The 17,860-nt window shown below is 65.0% G+C and carries 14 protein-coding genes; 8 read left to right on the top strand and 6 right to left on the bottom strand.

The window, feature by feature from the left end:
- Positions 1-389: 389 nt before the first annotated feature.
- The 7 genes from nadB to J8F10_RS12495 all read left to right on the top strand — a co-directional run bounded on the left by nadB (position 390) and on the right by J8F10_RS12495 (position 9,762).
- Positions 390-2,009 carry an L-aspartate oxidase gene (gene nadB / locus J8F10_RS12465; protein WP_210654131.1) on the top strand — a complete coding sequence of 540 codons (1,620 nt, stop codon included), beginning with the start codon at positions 390-392 and terminating at the stop codon, positions 2,007-2,009.
- Positions 2,010-2,083: 74 nt separating this feature from the next.
- On the top strand, positions 2,084-2,671 hold the full coding sequence (locus tag J8F10_RS12470) for a hypothetical protein (protein ID WP_210654132.1): 588 nt from the start codon (positions 2,084-2,086) through the stop codon (positions 2,669-2,671).
- A gap of 107 nt (positions 2,672-2,778) precedes the next feature.
- The gene (locus tag J8F10_RS12475; RefSeq protein ID WP_210654133.1) at positions 2,779-3,120 is read left to right on the top strand and encodes a hypothetical protein; all 342 of its coding nucleotides are present in this window, start codon (positions 2,779-2,781) and stop codon (positions 3,118-3,120) included.
- A 39-nt stretch (positions 3,121-3,159) separates the two neighbouring features.
- Positions 3,160-3,858: an ISAs1 family transposase gene (locus J8F10_RS39820; protein WP_210653680.1), complete on the top strand. Its 699-nt coding sequence runs from the start codon at positions 3,160-3,162 to the stop codon at positions 3,856-3,858.
- 1 nt (position 3,859) lies between these two features.
- Positions 3,860-4,306 (top strand): ISAs1 family transposase, encoded by a 447-nt coding sequence (locus J8F10_RS39825; protein ID WP_210653679.1) that lies wholly within the window; start codon positions 3,860-3,862, stop codon positions 4,304-4,306.
- 529 nt (positions 4,307-4,835) lie between these two features.
- Complete coding sequence (cimA, locus tag J8F10_RS12490) at positions 4,836-6,440, top strand: citramalate synthase (protein ID WP_210654134.1); 1,605 nt, start codon at positions 4,836-4,838, stop codon at positions 6,438-6,440.
- A 310-nt stretch (positions 6,441-6,750) separates the two neighbouring features.
- Positions 6,751-9,762, top strand: coding sequence for a valine--tRNA ligase (locus J8F10_RS12495; RefSeq protein WP_210654135.1), 3,012 nt, complete (start codon positions 6,751-6,753; stop codon positions 9,760-9,762).
- A 143-nt stretch (positions 9,763-9,905) separates the two neighbouring features.
- Here J8F10_RS12495 and J8F10_RS12500 read toward each other — a convergent pair whose 3' ends face one another.
- A complete protein-coding gene (locus tag J8F10_RS12500; protein WP_210654136.1) occupies positions 9,906-10,895 on the bottom strand; it encodes a hypothetical protein in 990 nt (329 codons plus the stop codon).
- Positions 10,896-11,001: 106 nt separating this feature from the next.
- Between J8F10_RS12500 and J8F10_RS12505 the strand changes: the two genes are divergently transcribed.
- Positions 11,002-11,814: a hypothetical protein gene (locus tag J8F10_RS12505; RefSeq protein ID WP_210654137.1), complete on the top strand. Its 813-nt coding sequence runs from the start codon at positions 11,002-11,004 to the stop codon at positions 11,812-11,814.
- Positions 11,815-12,128: 314 nt separating this feature from the next.
- Here J8F10_RS12505 and J8F10_RS12510 read toward each other — a convergent pair whose 3' ends face one another.
- From J8F10_RS12510 to J8F10_RS12530, 5 genes are all read right to left on the bottom strand, one after another.
- Entirely contained in the window at positions 12,129-12,416 is a 288-nt protein-coding gene (locus J8F10_RS12510) for a hypothetical protein (RefSeq protein WP_210654138.1), read from the bottom strand.
- 729 nt (positions 12,417-13,145) lie between these two features.
- Positions 13,146-13,634 carry a hypothetical protein gene (locus tag J8F10_RS12515; RefSeq protein ID WP_210654139.1) on the bottom strand — a complete coding sequence of 163 codons (489 nt, stop codon included), beginning with the start codon at positions 13,632-13,634 and terminating at the stop codon, positions 13,146-13,148.
- Positions 13,631-14,653, bottom strand: a complete 1,023-nt coding sequence (locus tag J8F10_RS12520) for a DUF1559 family PulG-like putative transporter (RefSeq protein WP_210654140.1) — start codon at positions 14,651-14,653, stop codon at positions 13,631-13,633. Before J8F10_RS12520 ends, J8F10_RS12515 begins: the two co-directional genes overlap by 4 nt.
- A gap of 97 nt (positions 14,654-14,750) precedes the next feature.
- On the bottom strand, positions 14,751-16,655 hold the full coding sequence (locus tag J8F10_RS12525) for a sigma-70 family RNA polymerase sigma factor (RefSeq protein WP_210654141.1): 1,905 nt from the start codon (positions 16,653-16,655) through the stop codon (positions 14,751-14,753).
- Positions 16,656-16,975: 320 nt separating this feature from the next.
- Complete coding sequence (locus tag J8F10_RS12530) at positions 16,976-17,833, bottom strand: DUF6159 family protein (protein ID WP_210654142.1); 858 nt, start codon at positions 17,831-17,833, stop codon at positions 16,976-16,978.
- Positions 17,834-17,860 lie beyond the last annotated feature (27 nt).

A 17,860-nucleotide genomic window follows, 5' to 3' on the forward strand; every position in this document is an offset into this window, starting at 1 on the left:
ATAACGCTAGCGCGGCTTTTGTTGTGTGTGAGGGCAGACACGGTTCATACTCGCGGAGCGAATTCGCTCGAAAAAAGACCCCGCGTCGCTCATTCCCTGGCCCGAAATGTCAGCCAATGTTAGCCCCCACACCGGGGCATAAAGAAGCGAAAATGCGGAAAACGCTGGAAATAGCAGGAGTTCGCGGGGTGCGGGTGGGTGTAAAACCGGTCCCGGCTCAAAATGTTAGCAAATGTTAGCCGGCGCGCGCTGCGTGGAAGATGTGGGGCACGCGGTGCAGGGGATGATACCACGGGACGCACGGTTCGCCTCACACACGTGCGAGACGAGGCCCGGGGCTTCTTCATACGTTGACAGAAACTTCTCCACCCGATCGCCCGGGTCCAGGCATGTCCGCTGCGAACCGCTATCTGGTTTCCTTCGACGCACGCGACACGTTCCACCGGTTCGCGGACGTACTCATCATCGGCGCGGGAATCGCCGGGCTGCGCGCCGCGCTCGAAGTCCCCTCCGATCTCTCGGTGCTCGTCGTCACGAAGGACCGCGTGACCGAGAGCAACAGTTCCTACGCGCAGGGCGGCATCGCGGGCGTGCGCTCCCCCGAGGACACGTTCGAGAACCACGTCGAGGACACGCTCGTCGCGGGCGACGGGCTGTGCGACCGCGAGGTGGTGGAACTCGTGGTCCGCGAGGCGCCGCACCAGATCGAAAAACTGATCGAGTTCGGCACGAAGTTCGACGAGGAGAACGGCCAGCTCGCGCTCACCCGCGAGGGCGGGCACAGCCACCGCCGCATCGTTCACGCGCTCGGCGACTCGACCGGCTTCGAGATGATGCGCGCTACCATCGCTTACGCGCGCACGCGGCCCAACATCCGCATCTGGGACGACACCTTTACTATCGACCTGCTCACTCACGAAGGCGCGTGCTGCGGCGCGGTGGTCGCGCGCAACGGGATGGGGAAGTTCCTCATCTGGGCGAAGCAAGTGATTCTCGCATCCGGCGGGTGCGGGATGGTGTACCGCGAAACGACGAACCCGCCCGTCGCAACCGGCGACGGGATGGCCGCGGCGTACCGCGCGGGCGCGGAACTCCGGGACATGGAGTTCATGCAGTTCCACCCCACGGTGCTGTACGTCGCGGGTTCGGCGCGCTACCTCGTGAGCGAAGCGGTGCGCGGCGAGGGCGCGTACTTGCGGGACGTGAACGGCGAGCGCTTCATGCCCGCGAGCGACCCGCGCGGCGAACTCGCACCGCGCGACGTGGTGGCCCGCGCCATCTTCCGCACGATGGAGAAGACGCAACACCCGAACGTCTATCTCGATCTCGCGCACCTCGACCCAGTGATGGTGTTGAACCGGTTCCCCGGTATCAACCGCGTGTGCAAGAGCTTCGGGTTAGACATCACGAAGGACCGTATCCCGGTGCGCCCCGGGGCGCACTACATGGTCGGCGGCGTGACCGTGGACCAACACGGGCGCACGACGGTACCGGGTCTGTGGGCCGCGGGCGAAGTGACCTCCAGCGGGCTGCACGGCGCGAACCGGCTCGCGTCGAACAGCTTGATCGAAGGGCTGGTGTACGGCACGCTCTGCGGGCGCGGCGCGGCGGACGCGATCCGCAAGATGCCGCGCGACATGATCGCGTACCCGATCCGCTCCGCGATCCCCCCCGCCGAAGAGGGCACCGGACTCGACCTCGCGGACCTCATGGCGTCGTTGCGGAGCTTGATGGTCCGCAAAATGGGGATCGTCCGCGAGCGCACGCGACTGCTCGAAGCCAAAGAAGACCTGCGGTTCTGGTGCCGGTACGCCCTTTCCCGCGAGTTCGATGGGAAGACCGGCTGGGAACTTCAAAACCTGCTCACGATCGCGCGCCTGATGATCGCGTCGGCTCTCGCACGCGACGAGTCTCGCGGCACGCACTTCCGGAGCGACTTCCCCGCGCGCGACGACCAGCGCTGGGGACTGCGGCACGTCGCGAGCGAGCCGTTCGTCGCACTTTCTTGAAGTCTTCCGCAATCCGGCACGAGGAGCGCTCCGTCTGGTCTGTATCGCCCGCTTCACATCTCGGGAGCGTTGCCATGAAACTGTTCGTACTCGCGGTCGCGGCCCTGTTCGTGCTCGCGGCGTCGGTGTCGGCGGAGGACAAGAAGCCGGCGGGACCAATTACCCTCAAACTGGTCGCGAAGACCGACAAGTACAAGTTCGACGGCGGCGGCAAAACGGCCGACGAGTACAAGAAGGAGTTGGAAGCGATCGTGAAGAAGCAGGCCGACGGCGAAGCGGTGCGCTCGCCCAAGCCCCCGGCCGTGGACCTCGTGCTCCAACTCACCAACACCTCGAAGGAAGAGGTCACGATCTATGTGGGCGGCGACCCGAACGTGTTCACCTTCGACCTGACCGGCGGCCCCGGCACGGTGGCGATGAACAGCGGGCTGGCGTTCACCGCCGACTTCCGCCTGCCCAACGCAGTAACGCTGGCCGCGGGGAAGTCGCACGAGATCCCGGTGAAGCAACTCTCGGACGGCAGTCGCGGTTCGTCGCGCTTCGTCTACTGGACCGGCCCCGGCGAGTACAAGCTCTCGGCCAAGTACCAGCTCTCCGACAAGGACGGCGGAAAGGGCACGGAATTGACCAGCGAACCGGTGAAGATCACCGTCGAGAAGTAGGTGGATCGGGTGATGGAATTGCGGCCCGGCGACGCGCTAAATGTGCTTCGCGCGGGCCGCGTGCGTGTTGATGAGTGAACACGTGTTTTGTCTGGAGATAGTGTCATATGACCGCGTATTGTATGGTCTTCTTTCAGTCGGGCGCCTGTGACCTCGATACCGCTTTCCGCTCGTTAACTAGCTACGGGCTCACTGTTACTCGACGAGACGACGAACTTGTTGTCGGCCGCTCCGGAAGTCCTGATTTCCGCGTCCGGCACGCAAGGGCGGATTGGGTGCGTGCCGAGGCCGCAGAAATCAGCGAGGGCACTCCTCACGCGGCCGCCATGCAGGAATGCAGCGAGCTATTCGAGATCAGTTTCGACAACTTGGACGAGGTGCTGGACGAAATCAACACACTCATAGAAATCCACAGGGCTCCGCACGGATTGGCCTTGGGTAAGGTGTAGCGTTTGGGTATGCGTGCAGCTCCAAGCGAGGAACTGTATATGTCCCGTTCACTGGTCGAGCGGTTGGCCGAGTTGCCGGATCCGCGGAGCCGTCACGGGCGCCAGTACCCGCTGGTGGGGCTGTTGACCCTGTGCCTCGTGGCGGTGATGGCCGGGCATACCACGCCCGAGGCGATTGCGCAGTTCGGTCGGCTGCGGCAGAAGCGACTGGGGCACGCGCTGGGGTTCAGGAACGGGAACATGCCGTGCCCCAACACCATCGCCGGGTTGCTGCGGAACCTGGACCCGGACCACCTGGACCGGATCATCGGCGCGTGGCTGGGGGAGCGGCATCCCGAGGGGTGGGAACACATCGCGTTGGACGGCAAGCGGTTGCGGGGCTCCCGGGACGGCGAGGTACCGGGCGCGCACCTGCTGGCCGCGTATGCCCCGGGCGCCGCGGCCGTGGTCGCCCAGATGACGGTCGAGGCCACCACCAACGAGCACAAGGCGGCGCTGCGGTTGTTGGGCGTGTTGCCCCCGCTGGGCGGAGCCGTGGTCACCGGGGGCGCCATCTTTACCCAGCCGGACGTGTGCACCGCAGTCCAAGACCGGGGCGGGGACTACATCCTGTACGCCAAGAGCAACCAAGGTACGCTGCACGCGGACCTGGAAGCCACGTTCGCCACCGGCGCCGGGGGCGACTTTTCCCCCCGGGTTACAGCGCCTGTGGGACCGGGATGCCGGTACCGCGTGTGAGTTGAGCAAGGGGCACGGGCGGATCGAGCGGCGGACCATTACCACCACCACGTGGCTCAACGAGTACCTGACCCGGTGGCCCGGGGTGCAACAGGTATTCCGGCTCGAGCGCACCCGCCGGGTCGGTGGGAAAGCAACCGTGGAGATGGTGTATGGGATCTCCAGCCTGAGCCCGGTGGCTGCGCCACCGGATGCGTTGCTCGGGTACACCCGCACCCACTGGGGGATCGAGAGCTTGCACCACATCCGCGACGTGACCCTGGGCGAGGACCGGTGCCGGGTCCGCCGGGGCGCGGCACCGCGGGTACTGGCGTCACTGCGGAACGTCGCCGTGTACCTGCTACGGCGCCTCGGTGCCGGCACCATTGCAGCGGCCGTTCGGACCATCGTTGCCACACCCGAACGGGCACTGGCGGCGCTTAATCAGCCAGTTTCAATCTCTGAGTAGCCCTGTAGAAATCCAGTCCACCCTGCAAGGCGCCTCCCGCGGTTTCCTATTTCTGTCGTGGAATGGAAACTTGTCCGGGCCGCACGAATGACCTGCGTGCCATTTTCCACCGCGGGGATGTCGCCGACGCCGAACCCGCGGTCCCCGGCTGGCGTCTATCAGTGGACGCGATCTTCGCGTGACGCGCTTGACTCCGCCCGCGCGCGGTGTAATTTTACTTCGACATCAAGAGAACCGAACCGTGTTCACCCCACGCACCCGAACCGCCGCGATCGCGATTCCCGCCGCGCCGGGCGTGCGCACCGTTGCCATTATTGCGACGGTCGTGGTTATTACCACCGGGTGACTTCGGGGTCGGTACTCTTACCGCACGCACCCCGAAGCGCCTGCTTCGGGGTTTTTCTTTTTTGGGACGGGTGTTGCTCTCCCGCTGGTCCAAAACCAGCGACCAACAGCCCCCGCTCCGAACTGAATCGCGTGAACGTCGCCGGGTTCCGTAGCTAACGTCTCCAGCCGAGAGCCAACAGTCATGCGCGTCTCCATCTATGACACCACGCTCCGCGACGGGAGCCAGGGCGAGGGCGTGAACTTCTCCCTGCAGGATAAACTGCTGCTCACGCGGCGGCTCGACGAGATCGGCGTGGACTACATCGAGGGCGGCTACCCGCTCTCGAACCCGAAGGATTTTGAATACTTCCAGGCGGTGCGCGAGTTGCCGCTGAAGCACGCGAAGGTGTGCGCGTTCGGGATGACGCGCCGGAAGAACGCGCCAGCGGAAACCGACACCTGCCTGAAGGCGCTGCTCGACGCCAAAACGCCGGTCGTCACCATCGTCGGGAAGACGTGGGACTTCCACGTTACAGAGGTACTCGGCACCACACTCGAAGAAAACCTGCGCATGATCGCCGACTCGGTGGCGTTCTGCAAAAGCCAGGGGCGCGAGGTGTTCTACGACGCGGAACACTTCTTCGACGGGTACCGCGCGAACCCCGAGTACGCGCTGAAGACGCTCCAGGCCGCAGCGACCGCGGGCGCGAGCGTCGTGATTCTGTGCGACACCAACGGCGGGACAATGCCCGAGCGGATCGCGGAAGTGGTGGGGGCCGCGAAGCGCGCAGTGCCGTGCGAGGTGGGCATCCACTGCCACAACGACTGCGAACTGGCGGTCGCGAACTCGCTTACCGCGGTGCGGGCCGGTGCGACGCAAGTTCAGGGCACGATGAACGGGATCGGTGAGCGGTGCGGCAACGTGGACCTGCTCAGCGTAATCGCGAACCTCGCGCTGAAGTACAAGCACGAGGTGCTGCGGCCCGAGAGTCTCGCGCGGCTCACGGAAACGTCGCGCTACGTTTACGAACTGGCGAACATGAACTTCCGCGTGGGTCAGCCGTTCGTGGGGGCCAGCGCGTTCGCCCACAAGGGCGGGATGCACACGCACGCGGTCGCGAAAGACCCGACGACCTACGAACACATCACGCCCGAGGCCGTCGGCAACGAGCGCCGGATTCTGGTGTCCGAACTGTCCGGGCACTCGACCATCCTGACGAAGACCGCGAAATACGAGCTGAACCACGACAAGGCGCTGATGACAAAGATCCTGAGCGCGGTGCAAGACCTGGAGAACCAGGGGTACGAGTTCGAGGCGGCGGAAGCGTCGTTCGACCTGCTGGTGCGGAAGGTCGCCAAAGAGCACAAGCCGTGGGAAGTCGAGAAGAAGCTGAAGCTCTACAAGCCGTGGTTCGAGCGGGTCACGTACCGCGTTAACATCGAGGCCCGCGAGAACGGCACGCCCATCACAGAGGCCACGGTCCGACTGAAGGTCGCCGGGCAGATCGAGCACACCGCGAGCGAGGGCGACGGCCCCGTGAACGCGCTCGACGGCGCGCTCCGCAAGGCGCTCGTGCGGTTCTACCCGCGCCTCAACGAAGTGCAGTTAACGGACTACAAGGTCCGCGTCGTGAACCCGCGCGCCGGCACCGCAGCCCGGGTGCGCGTGGTGATCGAATCGCGCGACGGCGCGGACGTGTGGGGCACAGTGGGCGTGAGCGAGAACGTCATCGAGGCGTCGTGGTTGGCGCTGGTTGATGCGATCGAGTTCAAGCTGTTCAAGGACGAGGACCGACCCGGGCGGTAAACTCTTCCTCACCCAAAACGATCCCGAAACACACCGGGGACGGGAACCGATTGCAAACGTGGGCAACGGGTTGGCTAACGGGTTGGCTTTGGGTTTCGCCCTCTCCCCTTGCGGGAGAGGGTGGCGAGGCTTTGCGAGACGGGTGAGGGGTAACCTCCTGATTATGGATGCACCCCTCACCCCGCCGCGAAGCGCGGCGACCCTCTCCCGCAAGGGGAGAGGGCACAAACCAAACACCGGCTTGCGGCCCGGCGCTATTCACGTTTGCAATCTCTTGTGTGCTCCGGCCCCGTGACAATTAGGTAACGACATGGCGACCGAACTCCCGAAGGCATACGACTCGAAGGCGGCCCAGGAGAAGTGGCTCACGTTCTGGGAGGAACGCGGGTACTTCCACAGCAAGCCGGATTCTACTAGGAAACCGTTCACCATCGTGATCCCGCCGCCGAACGTGACCGGCGCGCTTCACATGGGGCACGCGCTCAACAACACGCTCCAGGACGTGTTGATCCGCTGGCGCCGGATGCAGGGCTATAACGCGCTCTGGATGCCCGGCACCGACCACGCCGGTATCGCCACGCAATCCGTGGTGGAGCGACTCGTGTTCGCCCAGGAAAAGAAGACGCGCCACGACTTGGGCCGCGACGAGTTGGTGAAGCGCATCTGGGAGTGGAAGGACAAGTACGAGACGCGCATCCTCGGCCAGCTCCGCGAAATGGGCGCGAGCTGCGACTGGAGTCGAACGCGGTTCACGCTCGATCCGGTGTGCGCCCGGGCCGTGCGCGAGACGTTCTTCCGCATGTTCCGCGACGGCTACATCTACCGCGGCAAGCGGCTGGTGAACTGGGACACGCACCTGCAAACGTCCGTGGCCGACGACGAGACGTACACCGAGGACACCAAGAGCGGGTTCTGGACGTTCAAGTACGCCGTGGACGGCGAAGCCGATACCTTCATCTCGTTCAGCACCACGCGACCCGAGACGATGCTCGGCGACACCGCGGTGTGCGTACATCCCAGCGACGAGCGGTACAAGGCGCTCATCGGCAAGTTCGTGATGCAGCCGCACACCGGGCGGAAGATCCCGATCATCGCTGACGGCCAACTCGCGGACCCGACGCTCGGCACGGGCTGCGTGAAGGTGACGCCCGCCCACGACCCGAACGACTACGCCTGTTGGCAGCGCCACCCGGAAATCGGGATCATCAACATCCTGAATCCCGACGGCACGATCAACGAGAACGGCGGCGAATATAGGGGGATGGACCGCTACAAGGCCCGCGAAGCCGTGACGAAGAAGATGGAGGAACTCGGCCTCTATGTGGAGAAGGCCGACCGCGTGGTGCCGCTGAAGTTCAGCGACCGCAGCAAGTCGCCGATCGAGCCGCTGCTGTCGGACCAGTGGTTCGTGAAGATGGCGGACCGCGACGACGGCAAAGCCGGCCTCGCCCAGATGACAATGGACGCCGTGACCGATGGTCGCGTGAAGTTCTTCCCGGAACGTTACGCGCGCTCGTACCTCGACTGGCTCGGCGAAAAACGCGATTGGTGCATCAGCCGGCAACTGTGGTGGGGCCACCGCATCCCGGTGTGGTCGAAGACATACCCTGACGCGGCAAGCCTCGCCGCGGCTGCTGATTGGTGGGAGAACACTTGGAGGGCTGATCAAACGTTCGCGGCGGAAACCGCCGTCCAAGTACATCAGGACGCATTGACACTCCACGTGTGCGTGCGCGAGGAACGTGATGCGTATTTCGATGACTTTGAAGCCTTCGGCTTCACCCAATCCGAAGACGTGCTCGACACGTGGTTCTCGTCCGCGCTCTGGCCGCATTCGACACTCGGCTGGCCCGGGCCGGCGCTGCCCGAAGAGAAGGCGGGTCGTGTGGCGCCCGACTGGGAAAAGGACCGCTACTACTACCCCACATCGGTGCTGGTGACCAACCGCGACATTATCACGCTGTGGGTGGCGCGGATGGTGCTGACGGGGTTGTACAACCTGGACAAAATCCCATTCAGCCACGTGTATATCCACCCGAAGGTGATGGACGGATTCGGCGAGGGTATGTCGAAGTCGAAGGGCAACGGCGTGGACCCGCTCGACATCATTGAGCGTTACGGCACCGATGCGATGCGCTACGGCATGGTGAAGCTCGCCACCGAAACGCAGGATTCGCGGCTGCCGGTGTCGAACGTGTGCCCACACTGCGGCAAGGAAGTGCCGGTGAAGCAAGAGCACATGTACATGCGGACGAAAAAGCTCGCCTGTCCAGAGTGCAAACAGCCGTTCCGCCCGGGCGGGCCGTGGCCGACAGACGACCCGGAACTGAAGACCGCGAAGCAGGGCTCCGACCGCTTCGAGGAGGGCCGGAACTTCGCCAACAAGATGTGGAACGCAACGCGGTTCCTGCTCATGAACCTGGAGGGCTACGCGCCCGGCGCCGTGAAGTTGGACGAACTGCCCACGGAAGATAAGTGGCTGCTCTCCCGGCTCGCGACCACCACGAAGGCCGTGACAGCAGCGCTGGAGGGCTACCACTTCAGTGACGTGGCACGGCTCCTCTACGACTTCGTGTGGAGCGAGTTCTGCGACTGGTACATCGAAATGTCGAAGGGGCGCCTGAAGGACGCCACCGCGCGCCCGCTCGCGCAGCGCGTGCTCGCCGGGGTGCTCGATGGTATCCTGCGGTTGGTGCAACCGGTGATGCCGTTCGTGGCGGAATCACTGTGGCAGGCGCTCAACGAAGCCGCACCCGAGCGCGGCCTCCCGGCACCCACGAAGGCCGAAGAGAGTGTGTGCATCGCGAAGTGGCCGAGCTACCCCGACGCATGGGTGAGCGCCGAGGTGGAAGCTCGCTTCGCGCGGATGCAGGATCTCGTGAAGAGCGTGCGCGAGGTGCGCAACCGCTACCAGGTGGACGACAAGACGCGCCTCGACGTGTCGGTGAAATCGTCCGATGCGGTGGCGGCCGATTTCAATGCGCTCGCGACGTTCATCGGGCCGCTCGCGGGGATCGCGACCCTCACCGCCGGCCCGACCGCAACCAAGCCGAAGCAGGCCGGCGGCATCGTGCGGCCCGAGTTCGAGGCTTACGTTTCGCTCGCCGGGCTGATCGACGTGGGCGCCGAGATCAAGCGCCTCGAAAAGCAGATCGGTGACAAACGGAAGTCACTCGACGGCACAAAGGCCAAACTCGCGAACGAGAAGTTCGTGGCCGGCGCCCCACCCGAAGTGGTGCAACAGCAGCGCGATTTGGTGACTGATGTCGAGAAGCAAATCGCCGCGATGGAAGAGAACCTGAAGGACTTGCAATCGGCTTGATTTCGGGGCATTCGCCAACGCTCTGAACCGACGGCGCCCGTCCTGAAAGGCACCCGCTTCACACGCAGTAAACACGTCTCGGCCACCAAACTATTGGTGGCCGAGAACGCAATAAACGACACACCTAACCCACTCGTCAGAACTCACTCCACGCGCACTTCTGCGTCTACGAAAACGACGTGCGTGGCGGAACTGTTGGTCGGGATGCTGTAACTCACGCGCACGCGGACCGTGCCGGCCTTGATGCCCCTCCACGAACCGTCGACCTTGCCCGCGAAGTCACCGCCGCCGAAGACCGTTGCCGTCTCACCGGGTTCCAGGAACTTCAGTTCGCCGTACACCGGCACGTCCTTGAATGCGATCGTGCTCGCGTTCTCGGAGTGCGGTGTGATGCCGACCCCGTACCCGTTCTGGCTGATGTTGCCCACCGTTTGCCGCTTGTTCGAGGTGTTCGTGACGGTGATTTCGATGACCTCGCTGGCCTTCATCTCGACGCCGACCTTCAGCGCCTTCTTCACCTTCGCGCGGACGTCGAACGACCGCACCACCTCGAACTCGACCGGCTCCGAGCGCACCTCGAAGAGTGGCACCCCGGCCATGAGTCCGCGCTCGGTGTCGAGGCGCGGTTTGCCGCCCTTCCCGTTGACGGCGCGGTACGCATAGTGCCCGGTCAGGCGCACCTTGCCCGGGTACTGGAACTCGAACCGGTCCGGCGAGTACCAGTTGGCGAGCGCCAGTTCCGCGCCCGGCTTCAGCTCAACCGCGTCCTTGGGCCAGTCCGAATCGTACAGCCCGCACCGGCCGTGTGACAGGCGCTGCATCGCGGCCCATGAACCGTCCACGCCGCGCTGCTCCGCGGTCACGTGAACCCACGGGTCGCGCCAGCCACACTCGGAGCCGTCGCCGGGCTTCACCACCTTGTGCGTGCGCGTTTTTGAGGTGTTGACCAGCTTGAAATCGATGTACGGCTGTGTGCCGGCTTCGATGATTCGCGTGTCGCCGAACACTTTCGGCACGAGCTTCAGGTCGCTTTCGATCTGCTCCTTCGTGACCGCGTCCGCTTTGGGATCGGCGGCGGGAGCAAGGAGCGCGAAGAGTACCGCCCCGGAACTCGCGTAGATCACACTGCGCATGGCCCGCTCCTGAATCACGCGAATAACCGAACGATTCGATCATACCCGCGCGCCCCGGGTGCGGTACGATATTCGCGGCCCTCGTTACGAACCGGAGACGATCGCCATGCGTCGCGCGCGTTGGTTCGCGGTAGGTGTGGTTCTCGCGCTGAACGTGTTGCCGCGTGCGGCGGGCGCGCCGGAACCGCGTGAGGCCGCGCCCGCACCGCGGATGATCGTCCGGCCGGTGTCGGATGAACTCCGCAAGGCGCTCAAACTCGATCCCTTCTACGAGAAAACCGCCGACCACAAGGGGCTTCCCGTTCTCGCGTCCGGCAAAGTCTCGGACGCCGCGCTCGCGGAAGCGCGGCACCTCATCGGCACGATGCTCGCGGACCGCGACGACGTGACCCGGGCGCTCGTGAAGGCCAATTGTCGGTTCGTCGTGATGGCCCCGACCGAAATGACCACTGACGTGCCCGAGCAGCGGAACATGACTCCGAAGGACTATTGGGACAAGCGCGCACGCGGACTGGGCGGGCGTGTCACGTCGTGCGGGGAAGAGAACCTACTGAACCTGCGGGGCGACCGGTACCCGCGGGAGAACATTCTGATTCACGAATTCAGTCACTGCATCCACCAGTACGGCCTGCGCGCAGTGGACCCGAAGTTTGAGGGTACGCTCCGCGCAATTTACACCCGCGCGATCGAGCAGGGATTGTGGAAGAACACCTACGCTGCGACCAACGCGGTTGAATATTGGGCCGAGGGTGTTCAATCTTACTTTGACTGTAACAGCCCACCAAACGCGGGCGTTCACAACGACATCAACACGCGCGAGAAACTCGCCAAGTACGACCCGGACCTGTTCGAGTTGATCGACGACGTGTTCAGGAAGTCGCCGTACCGCTACCAGCGCTACGACAAACGTGCAAAGTAACTTCACTTCTCTGAATTTCACGGACTTCCTGTTCGCAATTCTCGTGTCGAAGTTCGCACGCCGGCGCGCGGGTAACAAACGCTAACAATTTGGGGTTGGTCCACGCACCCTTCGATTTCTCCGGGAAAAACGACATTCTGCGCTCGTATCGGCTAACATTCGCTCACCCCGAACTCCCCCTCCGGCTGCTTTTATTCGTGCGGGCGAATGCTCCACTGCTAGATATTATACGCATAATCGCGCAGTGGCGTTGGGATTATTAGTGGAAATAAAGACACAAACCCGGAAAGGTCGTGCCACCCATTCCCCGACGCTCACTCCTTACCGAGCACGAGGTCCGCGACCCAGCACCCTCGCACGTGCGGCGCATCGGCATCGCGGCAGTGATCGAGGATGTCGGCGTTGTCACACCCCGCGTCTTGGAGCACGTCGGCCAGGATCGGCATCGCGCTGAAGTCACGCGACTCGTACATCTGCGCCGCGAGTGCGACCGCAGTGGAAGCGCGCCAAGACGGGGAGAGGGTCACGGACCGGAACGGGTTGCCGAAGATGTCACGTAGGAGCCCGGCCTGAGCGGAGTGCTCGGCTTGCCGAGCGGCCACGAACGCTTCAGTTCGTGCGCGTCTGTCCTGTCGAGGTTCTTCTGAGGCGAGCATTCCGAAACCCTCTGCCGCATGCCAAGCAGCCCCTAATGCGGCGGCGAATGCGTCTGTGTCTACCGTCGCTTGCGTGGAATAGAGAGTGCATGAGTCCGATGAGTATTCTCCCACCGCCCACTCCTCCCGTGCCTCCGCAAGCTCGGCGTCATCACGCACTTGGTCGTCTGCGAGTCGCTCGCTTATTAAGATTCGAGGGCTCACTTTGTACTCCCCGGGAGCGCTGATTGCTGCCCCGATTCTCCGGGCGCATGAGCACCCAAATAACCTCAACTTTCGCTCGCTCGCCCTTCTCCCGAGGTGATCGAGCATCTGTTTCAAGTCTTCGCACGCCAGCCATTCCGCTTCGGTCATTGCTTCCCCTCCGCTCTCAGCATGACTGATCTCGCGTCGACTGCAAGCCCGTCGTCGGGCACGGGGCTGGGACCGCGCATGTATGGTGGCGAAAATCCGAAGAGCGGACGAGACGTTCGCGGTCCCAGGGGTGGTTCACACACGCCCGGGCGGTCACCACCACGATGCGATGGAACGGATTCCGAGGCGTTGAGGGTATCCCGGATGGAAGCGATCGAGGCTGTAAACGAAGTGAAAGTAAAGTGCTATCGGGCACGACACCCGCGGTCCCAGGAGCCGGCCTGAGACCGCAGGTGTTTTCAGCCAAGACGTGTCGCGCAATCAGTCCAATTTCAACTCGAGCGCCGGAGTGGGTGAGGCGATCTCGGCCGTCACCCCGGACGTCAGCGGGTCGGCGTACTTCGGGGGGATTTTGAACCACTGGCCCTTGGGGGGCTTCGGTGGCGCTTCGACCCCGGATTCCTTCCGCGCCTGCTCCATCTGGAGCTTGACCGATTGCGGCACCGGCAACTCGTAGTACGGGTCCGGGCTGTAGACGCCGACCCGCGCCGGCCCCACCGGGACGTGCCGAACGGTGAACGTCCCGTCCGGTTGGATGTGCCCGTAGTACGTCATCTGGTCCGATCCGATGACGCTCACCGTGCCGTATACGACCGGGCGCCCGTGGTACGAAACCGACCCGCTCACGTCCGCGTGTGATTTCCCACACCCCGTGACCGTGACCGCGAACACGGCCGCGAGTGCGATCCACGCGGCGCGGGCCGTTGCGAACCGGCGCGCCCCGGCGGATTGGTGTGTTGGCGTGTTCATTCGGTGACCACCTCGCTGCCGGCGATGGTCACCATCGCGGGGAGGACGGTCGTGCCCGCGCTGTACGCGAACAGCCGCACGCTGCCGTCGGCCAGGAGCCAGTTCCCTCCGGCGGTGTGCGGGCTGTTGTACCGGTCCTGGCTGCACGAATCGGACGCGACGAACGGCGCGTACCGCCCCGGGAGCGAGCCCGGGCACGCGGTCAGGGTGATCGCCCCGTTCGGGCCGACGCCGCCGAACGAGTTCTGGTTGGGGAACGCGAGCAGGGTGTGGTAGTCGGCCCCGGCCCAGGTCGTTCCGCGCAGCGTCACGTGCCGCTCGCCGACCGCGACCGTGTTGCTCAGCCCGTCCGTGATGCTCGTCATTTGCACGCGCGGGCGCACGCTCGTGTCCGGGCCGAACGGCGTCTTCACCGGGAACATGCCGTTGGTCGCGTTCATCCCGAGCGGGCCGGTGCTCGGGTCGGTGTTTTCGTTGCTCCCGGTGACGCCCGCGTAGCTGGCCCACGCGGGGAGCGGTGTCGGGTTGGCCCCGGCGGTCGGTGCAACGGCCGACGGGCACGCGTAAACCGAGACGGACACGGCGCTCATCGCGGAGAACCCGGTCGCGACGTCCCCCGCGGACTTGCCGGCGGTCAGGCGCTGCACGGCGTCCTGTTCGACGTAGGGCAGCACGCGCATCATCCAGCCGCCGATCTCTTCGGGCGAGATCGCGGACGAACTGCCGGGCTGGTACGCCAGGAACGCGGGCATCTGTGCCCCGCCCAGGCTCGCACTCAGGCTGGACGGGAAGACCGGCCGGCCCGTGGGGAACCGCTGGTTCGCGTCGTGATAGTTGTGAAGGGCCAGGCCGATCTGCTTCAGGTTGTTTTGGCACTTCAAGCGCGCCGCGGCCTCGCGCACCTTTTGCACCGCGGGCAGGAGCAACCCGATGAGGATCGCGATAATGGCGATCACCACCAATAATTCAATGAGCGTGAACGCGCTTCGGCGGCCGATCGAACGGGGGACAATGGGCATAACTCGGTTCTCCACAAGGCGGTACGAGTGGACCACGTTCGCGCTCCGGTTCCCGGGCACGAGCGAGGGGGAAAAAGATGCGGCCACGGCCGGGCCGTCAGCGGCGGAGCGAGCGGTGCCACTCTTCACCGAGCTCGCGGAGAGATTTCCCGGTCAGTGACACCCACAGGTCGTCGGTGTAGCGCCCCTCGCGCAGGGCCGCATTGAGTCGACGCACAAAAGTGGGCTCGTAGGACGCAACGAGGTAGGCCAGGAACGCGGCGGTCTCCTTCGAGTCGCCGTCGTACCGGGCGGTGTCCGGGTCGGGCGGGCCGATCGCGCCCGGCTCGAACTTGAAGAACCGAATGTAGTCCGCGACGCCCTGCACGAGCCAGTCCGGGGTCGCGCGCCCGTGGTACGCCTGAACGATGTAAGAGGTCGCATGGACCACCGCCCCGGTGTCGCGCGGGTTCGCTTCAAAGTACCCCGCGGAGACGATCAGCCGGCCGCGTGATGCGGCCACCAGTGCCGCCGGATCGCGGCGCACGATGAACGGGATCAGTGTCGGCGGGCGGAACCCGTCGGCCGCGAGTTCGTCGACGATCGTCGGGTAGAACCGCTCGCACGCCCGTGTCGTGCGCTCGGCCCACTCCGCCAGTTCCGGGGCCGCGGTCGTGTCTACCGCGAACTCGATCGGGTGCCGGAACCGGGCCAGCGCCGGTTCGGAGTCGATTGTGATCTCGCGAATCATGAGCGGGTGTTGTTGGGCGACCGGGCGGACCCGGACCGCGATCACTTTTCGCCCACCCGCGTCACCCCGCGCCGTTCCGCCAGCGAATTGGGCCAGCGGCTCGAAAACCGCACCGTCCCCGGACACTTCCAGGCGCCCGCCCGCCAGCGCCCACCCGCCGTTCGCGCCGCCGGTGCGCACATCAATGCCCTTCACGGCAACCGCGCGGTCGAATATGAGCGTGAAGTGATCCGCTGGCCCCGGGTTGGTAGCCGATGCGAACGCCGTTGTGGGGTCACCGTCGAGCACGAACTGGCGGATCTGCCCGGCGTTCGTTCGGAGGCTCGTCTCCACCGTCACCGGCACCGTCGGCTTGCCCGGCGCGGGTGCATTGGGCGCTTCGCCCGGCGCGTGCGCTTCCGCGCCTTCAGGGGCACCGCCGACCGTGTTCCATTTTCCCGAGACGACCGCAACGGCACACAGCCCGCCGAGAACCAGTAGCCCGATCGCGATTTTCACTTTGGCCGACACCACCGGCACCAGTCGGCGCATCAGCGCCACGGCCGCGGGTGAAACCAGTCCGGGGGTGAGAGGCGCGCCCGCGCCGGTCAGCACGGCGGCCCGCGTCGTCACAGTGGCCAGTTCGGTGGGCACGCGCGCCGCGCCGATGCCGCCCGTCAGGAGCGTGGTGAGCCCCGCGACCGACAGTGCGATTCCGCGCCGTGCGAGCCGGGCCTGGAGCAACTCGCGCCCCTGGCGGAGCCGCCGCTTCAGCGTGCTCGGGGAGCACCCGAGGTGGTCGGCCGCTTCGTCGCCGCTCATCCCCTCCAGGCAACACAGGAGCAGCGGCGCGCGGCACTCTTCGGGCAGCCCGGCCATCTCGTCGTCGAGGATCGTCAGCAGTTCGCGGCTACTCACCTCGGTGAGTGCGTCACCGCTCTCGCGCGCCGGCTGGCGGGCCTCCCGCGCCTGTCGGCGCGCGCGGCTCCGGCGCACGTCCCGGGCGAGCCGGTTGGCGGCCTCGTGGAGCCAAGTGCCAACCGATTCGCGCCAGGTCACAGTTCCGGCCTTGCGCGCGAGCACGAGGAACGTCGCCTGGAACACGTCCTCGGCGTCTTCCGCGCGGTCGAGCACGCGCCGACACGCGCGCAGGACCATCGGCCCGTGTCGCTGGAGCACCGCGGCGAACGCGGCCTCGTCGTTCCGGGCCTGGAACCGCTGGAGCAGTTCCCGGTCGGACAGTTCGCCGTCGGCAGCCGGTCCCGCGGGGTCGTTGAGTCGATTGACCGACATCGTCCACTCGTGTTGTGGCAGAGGCAGTTCCCGAAAAGAACGCGGACCCCAATATCTTGGAGCGCGGAGAGGTAGGGTGGCGACCACTTAAAGGATGGTCGCGGGAGCAAAATTGGGTCAAAATTCGCGCGACGTACTCGTCGGAATCGCGAGTACCGCGAGATAAGTCTTTGAGAGATAGGAATTTACGAGCCGATAATTTTCCGGTGGCGAGAAGAAGAACGGTAGCGGCAACGTGGGATACCGCTCCCGCAATCGGACCTTACCCCAGGGCCGGAAGCTCCCGGGGCACCCGTGCATTAACACCCGCGTGAAGCTTCTCACCCGTGCGCGAACGCGGATTCCATCGAGTGGCGGTCGAACCCTTCGGGGATGCGCCGGTCGGAGGCGTACTGGTACAGCGCGGCGAGGAAGATCGTGTGCAGCGCCGAACTCACGGCCATGTGCAGAAGGAACGCGATCCCGGCCGCGACCAGCAGTGCGGCCCCCGGTACGGTCGAGCCCTGAACCAAGAGGAGCACGCCGACCACGAACAGCAGGATCACCGGCAGGAAGAGCAGGAACAGGATGAAGTTCAGGCCCATGTTGCCGACGAGCGCTTCGCCCCACGTCTTGCGGAGCAGCGACACCGACCGGCCCACCGCGGCGACCGGCCCGACCTTCTCCACGACCAGCACCGGTACGACGAAGAACGTCATGATCGACCACGCACTGCCCAGGAGCCACGCGACGATCTCGCCGGCCTTCTCGTGCGCGTTCTCGATCACCTTCAGCAGCACGCCCACGGTGGCCGACACTACCGCCCACGCGAAGATTTGCGGGAGCCGGGAGAGCGCCATCCGGAACCCGTCGCCGAGGCTCGGGGTCTCGCCATTGAACCGGAGCATCGCGCAACTAATCAGCGCCGAGTTGCAGAAGATGATGACAAAGTACGTGCAGAAGTAGAACGCGAACGAGACCGCGTACACCCAGACCGGGGGCCGGTTGTTGTTCTTCTGGAGTTGCGCCTGGAACTGGTTCCAATCGACCAGCGTGGCCAGTGGCACCGCGAAGCTGAGCATCACGAGCAGGAACAGGAACCCGCTTACGAGCGGGAAGAGCAGCAGGTGTTTGTCCCGCACGAGGACGCGCCAGGTGCTCCCGGCGAGGGAAAAACCGTTCGAGATGCGGTCGAACATGGACGACTCCGTTACTGATACGTGAAC

This window comes from Gemmata palustris (assembly GCF_017939745.1).
GTDB classification, from domain to species: Bacteria; Planctomycetota; Planctomycetia; order Gemmatales; family Gemmataceae; genus Gemmata; species Gemmata palustris.